Consider the following 15,265-nt stretch of genomic DNA (forward strand, 5'->3'; position numbering starts at 1 on the left):
GCCGCGCAGGATAACAGCTGTCGGGGAAAATCAAAGCGAAATTTCTATTTTTACACGGCACAATTAACATTTGGGGTCAGAGTCAATTGTTAACAGACTTCTGTTAACAATTGACTCTGACCCCAAATGTTAATGCCTATGCTGAGGGTTGTGCATCCGCAACTGGCATCGACGCCTTGCGCCGGAACCGACTCAGTAACAAATACACCACTGGCGTGCTGTAAAGCGTCAGCAGCTGACTGACCAACAAACCGCCAACAATGGTTATACCCAGTGGCTGACGCAGCTCGGAGCCTTCGCCCATACCAAGTAGCAGTGGCACGGCGCCCAGCACCGCCGCGCAGTTGGTCATCAAAATTGGCCGCAATCGTTGCCCGGCAGCCTGCAACACGGCTTCTTTTGGTGATAAGCCCTGGGTGCGCTCTGCTTCCAGTGCAAAATCAATCAGCAGGATGGCGTTTTTCATCACAATGCCAATCAGCAAAAATAACCCCAATAACGCAATCAGGTTTAAATCGGAATTGGTCAGATACAGCGCCAGCAAAGCGCCAATCGCCGCACACGGCAAGGTGGAAATAATGGTCAGCGGCTGCACCATACTCTCGTAAAGTACGCCAAGCACTAAATACACCGCCAGCACCACGCCAACAAACAACCAGAAATTATCCTGACTTTCGAAAATTGCATTGCGCTGATCTTCACCGTTAATGCTGTGCACTGTCGACGGCAACATCAGCTTGGCCAGCAGCTGGTCTATCGCCGCTGCAGCCTGTAATGCGGTGACGCCAGGCGCCAACGCATAACCAATGCCCATCGAAGCAAACTGGCCGTCGTGCCGCACTCTATCGCTCACCAGGCCATAACCATAGCTGGCGATCGCACTCAGTGGCACTCTGCTGCCATCACGGCTAATCAGCATCAGCTGCTTCAACACTTCCGGCTGCGCGGTATAACCCGGCGCCAACTCCATCACCACCCGATACTGGTTCATTTCATCGTATAAAGTTGCCACCTGGCGCTGGGAAAACGAGTTGTTCAACATAGTGGCGACAGTACGCATATCCACGCCCAACCGCTGCGCCGCTTCACGATCGATATTCAGCACTACTTGCTGCGCATCTTCGCCGCCCGGTGCATCGACGTCCGTCAATTCCGGCAGCTCTTTCATGCCTTCAGCGACTTTTTTGCCCCATTCCCGCAGTGGTTTTAACTCACTGGATAACAACAACAATTCAAAATCGCTGCTGCCAAAAGGCGACGACAAGCGGATATCCTGATCCACACTTAAAAACACAATGGCACCTGGCACTTTCGGCGCATTCATTCGGATCCGATCTACCACCGCCTGCGCCGAGATTTTGCGCTCGGCCAAAGGTTTTAAGCGGATTTGGATGCGTGAATTGCTTAAGCCCATAGCGCCGCCACTGGCGCCGGTGATGTCGGCAATGGCCGGATCTTTCAGTAAATACTGGCGGAATTCTTCAATTTTTGGCTGCATCACCTGATAAGAAAAGCCATCGTCACCACGGACAAACCCGTTCAGTTGACCGGTATCCTGATCCGGCAACATACCGCCGGGTAGTTGGTTATAGAGCCAGCCGGTGCTACCAAAAATCACGGCCATCACTAACAGCACCCAACGTTTATGCAGCAGCACTTTGCCAAGACTACGCTGATAACCAGCAGCAAACCGACTAAAAGCCCCGGCTTCGGTGCTGGTTGCTGGGCTGGTTAAAGTGTCGGTGGTTTTTTTAGTGAGCGGTTTTAATAACAAAGCCGACAAACTCGGCGTCAGCGTCAGTGAAATCGCCAGTGAAATCAGCATGGCGCCGGCTAAAGTAATCGAGAATTCGCGGAACAGCCGTTCGACCAAACCGCCCATAAATAAAATCGATAAAAACACCACAATCAGCGCTGCATTCATCGCAATCAAGGTAAACCCGACTTCACCGGCACCTTTACGGGCAGCCGCCACCGGCGATAAACCGGCTTCAATATGCCGTTTGATATTTTCCAGCACCACAATAGCGTCATCGACCACCAAACCCGCCGCGACAATCAGCGCCATCACTGACAAATTATTCAGTGAAAAATCACACAGATACATCACGCTAAAAGCGCCAATCAGCGACACCGGAATAGCTGCGGTCGGAATAAGCGCGGTACGGAAGCTACCTAAAAACAGCCACACCACGATCACTACCAACAATACCGAAATAAACAAACTCAACTGCGCTTCACTTAAAGTAGCGCGGATCACCGGCGAGCGGTCCATCACCACCGATAAATCGGCATCGGCTGGGATCAACGCCTGCAACTGCGGTAATTGCGCGTAAATAGCATCAATGGTGGCGACAATATTGGCACCACTACGACGGCTGATTTGTAGAATGACCGCACTGCGCTCATTATGAAAACCCGAGGCATAACGGTTTTCGGTGGAATCGGTGACGGTTGCGACATCGGTCAGCCGAATGGGCGAGCCATTTTGGTATTTAATCAATAAGTTCTGATAATCAGCAGCGCGGCGCATTGTTTGGTTCGTCGCCAACTGCCAACGCTGATCGTCCAGTTCCACCAGCCCAAGCGGCACTGTGGCATTGGCACCACTGATCGCCGTGCGCACTTCGTCCAGCGCAATACCAAAATGGCTGAGCATCGCTGGATTTAATTGAACCCGCACAGCTGGCAAGGAAGCTCCGGTGACTTCAACTTCACCAACGCCCTGAATTTGCAATATTTTCTGGGCGATCACTGTGGCAGCGGCATCATACAACACGCTCGACGCCAGATTGTCTGAGCTTAAGGCCAGCGCCATCACCGGTTGTTGTGATGGGTTAAATTTACGGTACATCGGGTTACCAGGCATTCCGGCCGGTAACTGCGCGCGTACCGCGTTAATCGCCGCCTGCACTTCGCGCGCCGCTTCGTCGACATTGCGATCGAGTTTAAACTCCAGCCGGATCTGGGTTGAACCCTGATTGCTGTTCGAGCTAATGCGGTTAATGCCAGCGATGCTGCCGAGTGCCCGTTCCAGCGGTGTGGCCACCGTTGCCGCCATACTTTCCGGGCTAGCGCCTGGCAAACTGGCGGTCACCACAATCATCGGAAAATCGACCGCTGGTAGCGGTGACACCGGCAGCAACCGCCAGCACAATAATCCCAGCAGCAAGATAGCGGTGGCGATCAGACCACTGGCGACCGGTCTTTCGATAAATGGATGCGCCAGATTCATCAGACGGTTGCCTCTGTCGTGGCTGTAGCCATCGGCTTCCGACTTAAATGCCGATCAAACCACAGATACACCACAGGCGTCGTGAACAACGTCAGAATCTGGCTGACAATCAAACCACCGACCATCACCAGACCCAATGGCTGACGCAATTCAGCGCCAGAACCACTGGCCAGCAATAACGGAATAGCACCAAATAACGCCGCTAAGGTGGTCATCAGAATTGGCCGGAAGCGCAGCAGCGCAGCCTGATATATCGCTTCGCGTGGCGTTAAACCGTCATTTCTTTGGGCTTCCAGCGCAAAGTCGACCATCATAATGCCGTTTTTCTTCACCAAACCAATCAGCAACACGATGCCGATCACCGCAATCAGGTCCAGCGGCTGGTTCATAATCAGCAGTGCCAGTAAAGCGCCAACGGTGGCCGAAGGTAAAGTCGATAAAATGGTCAGCGGATGAATAAGGCTTTCGTACAAAATCCCCAGCACAATGTACATGGTCAGCACCGCCGCAAAAATCAGCCACAAGGTGTTGGAAAGGGATGCCCGGAACGCCTCTGCTGCACCCTGGAAACTCAGTTCAATTTCGGCCGGTAACAGCAGTTGTTGCTGCGTTTCTTCAATGGCCGCCACCGCTTCACCCAATGAATAACCGGCGGCTAAATTAAATGACAAGGTCACCGACGGGAATTGCCCCTGATGATTAATCAATAAGGTAGCCGGCCGCTGCGTCACTTTGGCCACCGCCGACAACGGCACAGTGCCGCCGGACGCTGTAGTTAAAAACAGTTTGTTCAGCGCATCGACGCCTTGTGCCTGGGCAGGGTCCACTTCCAGAATCACCCGGTATTGATTGGCCTGGGTAAACAAAGTGCTGATCTGCCGTTGGCTATAAGCACTTTGCAGTGCCGCACCAACCTGACTGACGCTAATGCCCAGTCTCGACGCCGCAGTGCGGTCGATATCGATATAGGCCTGCAAACCTTGTTGCTGTAAGTCATGTGCCACTTCCGATAATTCCGGTCTGCTACGCAGCGCCGCCAGCACATCGGGTAACCATTGCCCCAGCACTTCGCTGTCCGGCGTGGTCAAGGTGAACTGATACTGCGTGCGGCTAACTTTATCTTCGATACTCAGCTCCTGCACCGGCTGGAACCAGCCTTTGATCCCGCTAACATCGGCCGCTTGCTGCTCCAACTGGCGCAAAATAACGGTCGCGCTTTCGCTACGACTGCCATGCGGTTTTAAATTCAGTAAAATCCGACCGCTATTGATACTGCTATTGCTGCCATCAACACCAATAAAGGAGCTTAAACTGGCCACATCCGGGTGTTCGAGCAAGTTTGCCGCGAGCGCTTGTTGACGCTCGGCCATCGCCTGAAAGGAAATATCCTGCGGCGCTTCGGTCACCACCTGAATAACGCCGCTGTCCTGCACCGGGAAAAAGCCTTTTGGCACCGCCAGATACAGCAAGCCTGTTAAGACCACAGTGCCGAACATCGTCAGCATCGCCAATCGCTGATGGTGCAATACCCATTGCAACATCACGCCATAACGGCGAATGATCCGCGACATCCAGTCGTGTTCATCATCATGCGTCGGCATTTTGGTCAGTAACCGGGCGCAGAGCATTGGCGTTAACGTCAGCGACACCAGCAATGAAATCAGAATGGCCACCGCCAGCGTCACCGCAAATTCATAAAATAACCGGCCAACCACATCGGCCATAAACAGCAGCGGGATTAATACAGCAATCAGGGAAAAGGTCAGCGAAATCAGCGTAAAACCAATTTCCTGCGCGCCTTTCAGTGCAGCTTCCATTGGGCTCGCGCCTTGCTCACGATGGCGGGCGACGTTTTCCAACATCACAATTGCATCATCCACCACAAAACCGGTGGCGATGGTCAGCGCCATTAAGGTTAAGTTATTCACTGAAAAATCAAGCAAGTACATCACGGCAAAAGTACCAACCAGACTTAAAGGTACCGCCAGACTTGGAATAATAGTGGCTGGAATGGTGCGTAAAAACACAAAGGTCACTAAGACCACCAAGCAGATAGCGAAAATCAGTTCCATCTGCACATCATGCACCGAAGCACGGATGCTCTGGGTGCGGTCAGTTAAAATCTGCACCTTAACGGCAGCAGGCATAGTCGCTGTGAGTTGCGGCAATAATTGCTGAATTAAATCAGCCACTTCAATCACGTTGGCACCTGGCTGGCGCTGAATATTCACCAGCACGGCAGCTTCCTGATTGGCCCAGGCTGCTAAGAATCTGTCTTCCGCGCCTTGCTCCACAGTCGCGACATCGCGCATCCGCACCGGCGCGTCGCCACGCCAGGCGATAATCAACTCTTCATATTCTTTGGTGCTACGAATTTGGTCGTTGGCGTCTAGCATGGTCGAGCGAAATGGACCATCAAAACTGCCTTTGGGTTGATTGGTATTGGCGGAGGTTATCGCAGCGCGCAGTTGCTCCATACTCAGGCCCAACGAGGCTAACGCCGCCGGATTGGCTTTGACCCGAATGGCCGGGCGCTGACCACCGGCTAAACTGACCATACCGACACCCGATACCTGCGCCAGCTTTTGCGCCATCCGGGTATCGACTAAATCATAAACTTGCGGTAACGGCAGGGTATCGGAGGTGACGGCCAGCGTTAGAATGGGTGCATCGGCCGGGTTTACTTTGCGGTAAATTGGTGGTGCCGGTAAGTCATTTGGCAACAAAGATCCGGCGGTATTAATGGCGGCCTGCACTTCCTGCTCGGCCACGCCCATATCCACCACTAACGCAAATTGCAAAGTCACCACCGAAGCGCCATTGGAGCTGGCCGACGACATTTGTTTCAGGCCTGGAATTTGCCCGAGCCTGCGCTCCAAGGGCGCAGTGATGGTTCTGGCGACAACATCGGAGCTGGCACCAGGTTGAAAGGTAAACACCTGAATAATCGGATAATCGACCTGCGGTAACGCTGCCACCGGCAATAACCGCCAGGCCAGCATCCCGGCGATTAACATTGCCAGCATCAATAACGATGTCGCAACCGGTCGCAGAATAAAGGGTTTGGACATATTCATTAGTTAGCCTGCCGCGCTGGTCTGGCTTTTTTTACCGGAGCTTCGCTTTTTACCGGAGCTTCGCTGCCCGCATCCGCAATCACTTCGACCTGCCGGCCTGGTCTTAATCGGTCCAGGCCTTCCAGCACTACCAAATCACCGGCAGCCAAACCTTCTTCCACGGCCACCAGGCCATTGTCAACGGCGCCTAATTTCAGCATTTTAATCTGCGATTTTTGCGCTTTATCAATGGTATAGACATAAGTGCCTTGCGAGCCATACTGCACCGCATCTTGCGGAATAGTCACAGCACCACTTTGTACCGCTACGTTGAGCCGCACATTCACAAACTGGTTCGGGAACAACTCTTCATGCTGATTGGCAAATTCGGCTTTCAGTTTTAAGGTGCCGGTGGCCAAATCAATCTGGTTATCGAGGGTGGTTAACACGCCGCTGGTCAGTTGCTGTTGTTCCGAACGGTCCCAGGCTTCCACCGACAGCGCCACACCTTTGCGATAAGCGTCGCGTACTTGGGCTAATTGCGTTTCCGGAATGGTAAATTGCACCGCGATTGGCGAGCTTTGGGTAATAGTCACTAAACCGTCGGTGCTATTGGCCTGCACTAAATTACCAGGGTCAACCCGGCGCAAACCCAACCGGCCGCTAATTGGCGCTTTAATTTCGGTATAAGACAGTTCAAGTTTGGCGGCGTCGATTTGCGCCTGATTTGATTTCAACGTGCCTTTGAGCTGATTGACCAGCGATTGCTGATTGTTAAACTGCTGCGCGGAGATAGAGTTTTGCTGCTTCAGCTTTTGATACAGCGCCAAATCCTGCTCGGCATTGACCAGCTGCGCCACATTCTGTTGCTTCACGCCTTCGGCTTGCGACAATTTCACCTGATAAGGCGCTGGATCAATTCGTGCCAGCAACTGGCCAGCTTCGACTTTTTCGCCTTCTTTGAATAATACTTCGAGCAACGGACCACTGACCCGGCTTTGCAACACCACGGTATTAAGCGGGGTGACGGTGCCAATGGCTTTGATTTGTACTTTTAAATCAGAACTGCCGGCAGCGACTACCCGCACCGGCACCGGCGCATTCCAAGGATTGGCACCGGCAGCACCTGGGCTGCCTGGACGTGGGCCACCCGCTCTAGGACCGCCTTGGCCGACCGGACGCTGACCTTGTTTGGCGGCTTGGCCGCTGGCCGTAGCAGCGTTATCAGCTGACAGATACCACCAACCGCCCATCGCCAGTGCCACGAGACTTAAACCAGCGATAAGGGTGCGTGTAGTTAACTTCGGCATTCTGAATTTCCCTGCAAATGCTCATGACTCTGTGAGTTCAGTCGCCAATATCTGTTTGCGTTATAGCAACAGCCGGCGGTCGAGCGGTAAATTACGACTAACCTGGTTGGTAAGTTCATACCAACGATGAATTTTTGCTGCATCCTAACGATTATTTGCGTCAGCACCACAACTGCTGCGGCCTTTCCACCAGCAGCTGCGACCATTACTTCTGATTAACAGCCACTTTCAATGAGTAGCCGATCCCGGATTAAGTTAACGCCGCAGACCCAAAGTTGGCCCGAATGGTGAAACTGCGATCTGCTGGCGAACATCGTCGGGTAAGGCCTGTAATTGCGGCTTGGTAAGGCGCGCCAGATATAAACAATTGCTGACCAGCCACTCAGACCCGGCATCCACGCTGAACTGATGCTGCGTCAATAAAGGTGCAATCAACTTGTGATCCAGCCCCCATAACGTCAGTAAGTAAGCGGAAATTGCCACGTCTGGCCTGATACTGTCAGTCTGCTCTGCTTCCAGACCCGGGTCATCCAACATCCAGCCATTTTGCAACAACAACAGTTGACCAAAACAGCTCAGGATTGATGTTACAAATACATGATCCTGCTGCATTCGTTTCAGCTGACTTTCTTTGGCTAAGGTGCGGCAAGCCGAAGCAAACTGCAGCGCCCGCTCCATCACCTGGCCATGCTCTTTCGCTGAAACCGTTGCCGAAGCGCCTTTGACGGCCAGCATCAATACCAGCATTTCCACTACCTCCATGCCGAGGCGGCTGACAGCGATATCCAGCGACAGCGTTTCACTGGCAAAGCCCATATAAGGGGAATTCACCAGCTGCATTAAGCGCGACACGACGACCGGATCATTTTCCAGTAACCGCGCCACTCTGGCCACATCGACAGTCGGATCCGCCAGCTGCTGGCGTAATTTGCTACTGACCGCCGGGAATACCGGATAATGGGTAAAGGACGCCAGAATACGCCGCGATAACGCCGGTAACGGCAACGTTTTCAGCCGTTCAGCATTTCGGAATAACTGGACTAAGTGTTCAAAATCAACAGATTCGCCGATAAAGGCATGGAAGTGATCCAGATGATCCAACACCACATCGTCATGCAGGGTATTGGTCACCACCACCCGCAAAGCGAGCGGTGCCATAAAACACACCAAGCGCTTTTCTTCAACGCCTGCGACAATATCCTGCGCATCAAAAAACAGCAGATCGGTGCTGTCTTCATTGCGCGGCGCCGCAGCATAACTGCCAATCGTCGGAAAGCTACGCAGCTGCCAACGCGCATCGTATTTAGTGCAGTATTTATTTAAGAAACTCAGCAAGGCCGGGTTAAGACTGATAGCAACAACCTGAAACATGGGAATGTCCTTTGCAAGAATGGCTCAATGTAACAGTAGCGGGGGCGGCGCTGTAGTCAATTTACATAACCTTTGCACTTACATCGGGTTACAATTTGACCGCACAAGTCCCGAAAATGTCACTTGTTTTGTTTTTGTAAATGAATTAGCTTATTTTTCTGTTAATAACCTAATTCAGGAACTCGTCATGAAACAACTTTTCACCATTGCATTATTGGTTGCCCTCACTGGCTGTGGCTCAACCGCGAACGACACTGCAAAACAAAGCAGTGCCACAAACAAAACGGCCGCCACTGCAGAACAAGACAAGCCAAAAAAAGATATGATCTGCAGATCAGAAAAGGCACTGGGTTCGAACATGAAAACCAAAGTCTGCCGGCCAAAAAGCTAATAATAAAACTTCTACTCTTGGCCCTCTGGCGTTGACGATTGCGTGGGATTTGCAGCCCACGGCAATTGTTAACCGCCACACCGCTGATAACAGGCCGGATCCCGCGGGCAGTGATTTCCCCTTGAACAAATCAGTTGCGCTGGCTTTTCCAGACTTCGCGCCACCCAATTAATATTCAGAATATTCGCCACTGTACTTAATGTGCTTTTTATCGCCGGCGGGATTTTTCCAGCGCCGCCTTGACTGTTGCATAAGGCTTTTAATTCCTGCGCCATCGCATCCGCATCCATACCCTGCGCGTCAATCGCCGGGTTTAAATCAATGCCGGCACACAGCACATGCGCGTTGCCAGCCAAATCCAGCACCTTAGTCGATTCACAGCAATAAATTCTGGGTTGTCCCTGCACTTCCAGTAACGACAATTGCGCTGAACTTTGTTGCCCTTCAACATCAAACATCCGGAACACCGCCCAGTGCTGACAAGGATCTTCCACTTTGCGCATATTGCCCCACGGCAGCGGAATGCCATTGCCGCGATATACCGCCTTGAGTTTGCCTGGGGTGTAAGCATCAAAATAGTGCCAATGATGATAAGGCGACACTGCCGTCATCCGCCGCATCGCCACCGAGGCTGACACACCGGCGCCCTGATGCGAACTGATTTCATAACCATGGCGGTCTAATAACTGCCGGAATGGCATTTTTGGGCACAACAAAGCGCCGGCGAAAAAGCTTGATTCAAAATCGCGCCAGGCATGCAGAATGTCCTGCGGCGCCATATCAGGTGAATCTGAACTTACGACTTCCTGCGCGCCGCCCACCGACATGCCGCTTTTGACACCGTCTTTGTTATGCAGCACCGCATGGCCAATATGCACCGCCAGCTCGTATTTCAGCCGGGTTGGATGGTTTTTCAGAATACGGTTTAAATGCAGGGTTTTTGGCGGCAAAAAAAACGAGGTGGAGACGTTTTTACTGAATACACCCAGCTCATCCAGTACTTCTTTCGGCGCTTCATCAAACCAACTGACGCTAAGTCCAAGCTGTTTTACAATCGCCAGCAAATCTTCGACGCTGAGCGGCATCCGCTTTAAACCAACTTCTTCAGCAGCGCGTTCCAGCTCTGGAAAATGGTTTTGATGATGCTCCTGGTGCGCACGGATCAGCAGCTGAGCAAACTGTTTACCGCTGATACCGGTTTGCGACAGCATTTCCGGAATGGCTATTTGCAAGATGTCGTTGGAGAACAAAAAACCCGGCTCCAGTGCCATGCCATGAATGCCACCCCGACTGCCTTTAGCCGGTGTGATATCCAGTTGCTGCTCTTCACCGTCGAGAAACCACTCCAGATCTTTTTGAAAAACCTGGGCAATTACCGTCAGCATTTCGACACTAGGCACCCGTTTGCCGCGTTCAATCATCGACAAATATGACACCGACGGCGCGTATTCCGGGTCAATCCGGATACAGCGGGTCGACAAGTCTTCCATCGTTAAGTTATTACGTTTCCTCAGGTTTCTGATTTTAGTCCCGAGGAAATGTGATTTTCTGAGTAAGCTTTTTGTTGAAGTCATTTTGTAAAATTCACACTGTGAAGTTTTAATTGTCAAATTATGCACAAAAACAACATAGACTAGTTTCTAAGCAACAGCAACGACTGCTTGCAGCAATGAATAGCCAGAGTGAGCGAGGATAACCACCATGACGATGACACAACGCAACGAGCAACATGATCAGCAACACACGCAGCAGAACCAACCACAAATGCTGGATCATTTTATCCGCCAGGAAATCAACGCCATCAGCGCGTTAAATGATAGCCACTTACGGCAGATCCTGGATTACTCCAAAGGCTTTCTGGATAAAGTCTTCCCACTGGAGCACGGCTCGCACAAAGATGTTCTGAGTTATGTGGTGTACTACCAACATTTGTTGGCGTTTTTAAAAGATGGCAGCAACAGTGGTTTAGCCGATCCAACCCAGTTTGTTGCCCTGTGTGGCTCCAAGCAAAAACCACAGTCAGTGTTATTACGCGGTGAAGGTCGTCATGTCGAACTGGTGTTCTGCGGCAGCGGTCAACACGGCGCCCGCGACAACGCTGGCATTGAAGATATTCAGTTAGAAATTGCCGCCGAGCAGCCAGAGCTGTCCCCACGTTGGTTCAGTATGATGGACGGGCAATTGCGCAGCGACCAGCTGCCAGGATGTCGCGGCACTTGTTTTACCGCGAAAGATGGTGGCGATTATCAGCTTTAACGTAAAAAAGGGGGCGGAGCTAATTGCAATACAATACGCTCCGCCCCCTTTTTAGTTATTGCTGTTTAATTTCAGGCTGATAAATCTTGTTATTCAGCACGTTATCTTGATTTGGATCCCGAACCTCTAAACCATTTGGAACAATGGCCGCTGCCGCAGATTTAGCCGCCAGCGCCTGAGCTAAGGTTTGGGTTTGCACTGGGCAAGTACCGCTACTCATATATTGCAGAGCAGCGCTGAACATCTTCTCGTTGCTGTCACCTAGTGGTCTCGTCAAATCATCCGCCACCGCACAACCTTTGACATCAGCAGCGAATTGTGGCGCCGGGGCAGGCCGTAAACCATCCGCATATTCACCAAAACCCTTGGCATTGACCCCACTGAACTGAATAGTGCTGTACGTCACTCCACAGTTATCCGTTGGATAAAAGCCATAAGGTTTGCCGCAGGTTTTACTACCAATCAGGATCACTTCCAAATCTACGCCACGTAAAGCATTGATAAATGCTTCACTGGCAGAGCAAGTATTAGCCGTCGAAAGCACAAAAATCCGGCTCAGACCTACGACAGGTAAATCCTCGCTCGTCAGGACACCCGCCTGATAGTCAATTTTTTTGCCATAAAATGGCATTGGCTGCAGCGCACTTCCGGTCTCCGGATTGGTATTCGGATACTTGTCATTAAACAGCGTTTTCTCAAAATAGCGGCCCTGAATAATATTCGGACCTGCCACCATATAGCCAAACTGACCAGCCAGTGCTAGCAAACCACCGCCGTTATAGCGTAAATCAATCACCAGTTCGCTGACATTATCACTTTTGAATTTATTAATAGCGTCAATTAGTTGCGGTTGAGCATTGGCGATATGGGAATTAAATTGCAGATAACCGACTTTGCCTCTGGGGCTGTCGATTACTTTAACATTCTGTACCGGACTGGTCGGCACATCAGCGGAAACCAGGGTGTAGCTTCGGCGCACACCTTGCTGGTCAGCAAAAGTGAACTGGTGACTTTCGCCGGCTTTTGCCGGAAACAAACCCGCGTTAATTTTATCTACCCCAGCCTGGGTGTTGTCGTTGACAAAATCGACGCCGTCGACTTCCAGCAATTTTGCGCCACGGCCCAGATTTTGTGCTACGGCCGGTGATGCACTTTCAGTGAACGCGATGACAAAATCCCGCGGTGGCGCAGTTGCACCGGCTTTCCAGCTGATGCCATAACCAGAAGTCACGCCACTTTGCGTACGTTTTTTATATTCTGCGGTATTTTCCTGATAATGGTATTTGTCCTTCACCGCACCAGAATCAATCACGGCGGTGGTTCGCAACAATTTAAAATAATCCGCTGTGGTATAGCTCGAAGGGTTAATGTCAGACAGCTCGCGGTACCATAAATAAGTACGGTTACTCCAGCTGCGCAACCACATTTTCTCGTGGGCAGCAGTGCCGGCTTTATCCGGATATGCAGTATTGGAGTATGGGTCGAGACCACTTCGCGGTGCGGCACAAAAGTTTTTTAACGTACTTTCGGCCGGGAATTGACCGGCAACCCAGTCGGGTGCCACCGGTATAGTACCTGTACCTGGATTTGGTGCCGGTGGTGTGACCGTGGTGCCACCACCGCCACCGCCGCCACATGCGGTCAACGTCAGAGTAGAAATTAGCAGGAAAAGACTGCTGCGTAATTGAACAGACTTCATCGATATCACCTCAGTTCGGTCGCCGGGACAAGCATTCACCGGGCATTTTTGGGCTCGTATATTAGCAACTTTGTAACATGTTGCGTATTTTTGAGCAATGCAAATATTGGTATTTCCTGCATTGCGCTGTTCGTTGCAACTGCCCCGACACAGGTTCCCTGACTTTCCATCATGACTGCAAATAACCCCGCTTAATAGTTAAGCCATTGTTCATTTCTGCAGCCCTACCATCAGTCGCATCCCCTCAGACCTACACGGTACTTTATGTTAAACAAAATAATATTATTCAGCGCCTTAGCCTTTAGCCCGCTGTTGTGGGCTGACAGCTATGATCTACAGCAATGGCAACTGTCCCCCACCCTTGGTTATGAAACCAACTCGCTGGGGAATTTCACCAATGCCGGGCTGAAATGGGGTGCTCATTCGCATCGCCATCAGTATGTTGAACTGGTCAGCAATCTCAGTATGTTCCAACCCGCCAATCAGTTCAGCGCCGACACTTCATTTACCAACCTAGATGTTGCAGTACGGTTTGGCGTGTTCAGTCAGATCAACCTTTACGCTGAACTTGGGGTCGCTCTGGATGAACTTTTTGTCGATGGTCGTAGCAGCTATTACGATGATGAGTATGATGACGGCTATTACTACAATGACAACTATCAGGATTCGTCCCGCCCGGACTGGTTTGTCGGTGTAGGGGCCGGCTGGCGACTTGATTGGCTGAGTGTGAATCTGTATGCGCGGTATCGTTATCTGGAGAGTCTGGAGGAGCAATTTTTACAGCACAACTTTGACCCATACCAAAAAATTCCGGATCGGTATCAGTGGTTTACCGGATTGGAACTCAGTGTGCATTTTTAAATGCGGGAGAGACAGCAGGAGTGGAAAAAGTGCTGAAGCAACGCTGGAAAGCCAGCAGTCACTTTGGGAGAATCCGCTCCGCTAAAGTGACTGCCGTACCGCCAAAAACTTTTGCCGGTTACCTGTCATGAAAACAGGTAACTGAATTAATCATAATGGATACAGCCATTTTGCCAAGTCAAATTTGCAATTTTCGGTAATATTTTTTGTCATTTGTTGAACGGGTGTCGCCAGTTAGACGCAACACGCTGAGACCGACAGCGACTTTCATGTGTCTGCAGACCGCCCACCAGAAACCAGAGCAATTTGTCGCCTCTGCTATCCGCGGTTCCAACTTCATTGTTATGATAAATTCTTTTGCGGTGGAGCGCGTGATGGAGCTTTATTTTCACTGGTTTGATTTATTAGGTATTGCGGTGTTTGCAATCTCCGGCACCTTAGCGGCCTGGCGTAAGCAGATGGATGGCTTTGGGGTGTTGGTACTGGCCACTGTGACAGCCATTGGGGGCGGCACCATTCGTGATCTGATTTTAGATGTACCGGTGATTTGGCTGAGCAACAACGATTATTTTTATGCCATTTTCGCAGCCACTGTGCTGACTATTTTACTGGTGCGTAAGCGTCTGACCATTCCGAATAACACCCTGCAAATTGCCGATGCTGTTGGTTTGGCATTTTTTGTGGTGATGGGCACGCAAAAAGCGCTGGATCATGGCACTTCAGGTTTTGTCGCCATTATGATGGGCACCATGAGCGGTGTCTGTGGCGGGATGATCCGCGATGTGTTGTGCCGCGAGATCCCGCTGGTGTTTCGTGGCGAACTGTATGCAGTGACCTGCATTTTTGGCGGACTGGTATATATCGGTTTGCTGGAGCTTGGCGCGGGCAAAATGCCGGCCATGTTGTGTGGTATGACGGCGCTGTTATTGCTGAGGCTGGCCGCAATTCGCTGGCATCTGACGATACCGGTATTTAGCCGACACGGCAAAATTGATCCCTGATTTGTTCGCCCCAATACCTGTAAAGATGAAGCCTATAAAACACAAACCCGGCAGGAAGCCGGGTTTGTTTCATCTAAAGCCTGCT

10 protein-coding genes are annotated in these 15,265 nt (G+C 51.3%); 4 read left to right on the plus strand and 6 right to left on the minus strand.

Going from position 1 to position 15,265, the window contains the following annotated elements; genetic code table 11:
* Window positions 1–136: 136 nt before the first annotated feature.
* The 4 genes from A5320_RS18265 to A5320_RS18280 form a co-directional block, all read right to left on the minus strand.
* A complete protein-coding gene (locus A5320_RS18265) occupies window positions 137–3,235 on the minus strand; it encodes an efflux RND transporter permease subunit (protein ID WP_068068456.1) in 3,099 nt (1,032 codons plus the stop codon).
* Window positions 3,235–6,312 carry a multidrug efflux RND transporter permease subunit gene (locus A5320_RS18270; protein WP_068068459.1) on the minus strand — a complete coding sequence of 1,026 codons (3,078 nt, stop codon included), beginning with the start codon at window positions 6,310–6,312 and terminating at the stop codon, window positions 3,235–3,237. Before A5320_RS18270 ends, A5320_RS18265 begins: the two co-directional genes overlap by 1 nt.
* The gene (locus tag A5320_RS18275) at window positions 6,312–7,601 is read right to left on the minus strand and encodes an efflux RND transporter periplasmic adaptor subunit (RefSeq protein WP_082971888.1); all 1,290 of its coding nucleotides are present in this window, start codon (window positions 7,599–7,601) and stop codon (window positions 6,312–6,314) included. Before A5320_RS18275 ends, A5320_RS18270 begins: the two co-directional genes overlap by 1 nt.
* Window positions 7,602–7,856: 255 nt before the next feature.
* Complete coding sequence (locus A5320_RS18280; protein WP_068068463.1) at window positions 7,857–8,972, minus strand: HDOD domain-containing protein; 1,116 nt, start codon at window positions 8,970–8,972, stop codon at window positions 7,857–7,859.
* Window positions 8,973–8,976: 4 nt separating this feature from the next.
* Between A5320_RS18280 and A5320_RS22025 the strand changes: the two genes are divergently transcribed.
* Window positions 8,977–9,363: a hypothetical protein gene (locus tag A5320_RS22025; RefSeq protein ID WP_157606041.1), complete on the plus strand. Its 387-nt coding sequence runs from the start codon at window positions 8,977–8,979 to the stop codon at window positions 9,361–9,363.
* 68 nt (window positions 9,364–9,431) lie between these two features.
* On the opposite strand, the gene A5320_RS18290 is transcribed toward A5320_RS22025, so the two are convergent.
* Entirely contained in the window at window positions 9,432–10,853 is a 1,422-nt protein-coding gene (locus A5320_RS18290; RefSeq protein ID WP_231916778.1) for a DUF3612 domain-containing protein, read from the minus strand.
* Window positions 10,854–11,064: 211 nt separating this feature from the next.
* Between A5320_RS18290 and A5320_RS18295 the strand changes: the two genes are divergently transcribed.
* Window positions 11,065–11,619 carry a malate synthase gene (locus tag A5320_RS18295; protein WP_231916779.1) on the plus strand — a complete coding sequence of 185 codons (555 nt, stop codon included), beginning with the start codon at window positions 11,065–11,067 and terminating at the stop codon, window positions 11,617–11,619.
* A gap of 55 nt (window positions 11,620–11,674) precedes the next feature.
* Here the strand turns inward: A5320_RS18295 and A5320_RS18300 are convergent, their stop codons facing one another.
* Entirely contained in the window at window positions 11,675–13,318 is a 1,644-nt protein-coding gene (locus A5320_RS18300) for a S41 family peptidase (protein WP_068068473.1), read from the minus strand.
* 264 nt (window positions 13,319–13,582) lie between these two features.
* Here A5320_RS18300 and A5320_RS18305 point away from each other — a divergent pair, with 264 nt between their 5' ends.
* Together A5320_RS18305 and A5320_RS18310 are read left to right on the plus strand one after the other, a co-directional pair.
* A complete protein-coding gene (locus tag A5320_RS18305) occupies window positions 13,583–14,179 on the plus strand; it encodes an outer membrane beta-barrel protein (RefSeq protein WP_068068476.1) in 597 nt (198 codons plus the stop codon).
* A gap of 374 nt (window positions 14,180–14,553) precedes the next feature.
* Entirely contained in the window at window positions 14,554–15,180 is a 627-nt protein-coding gene (locus tag A5320_RS18310; RefSeq protein ID WP_068069091.1) for a trimeric intracellular cation channel family protein, read from the plus strand.
* Window positions 15,181–15,265: the final 85 nt, after the last annotated feature.

Source organism: Rheinheimera sp. SA_1 (assembly GCF_001669775.1).
Lineage (GTDB): Bacteria > Pseudomonadota > Gammaproteobacteria > Enterobacterales > Alteromonadaceae > Pararheinheimera.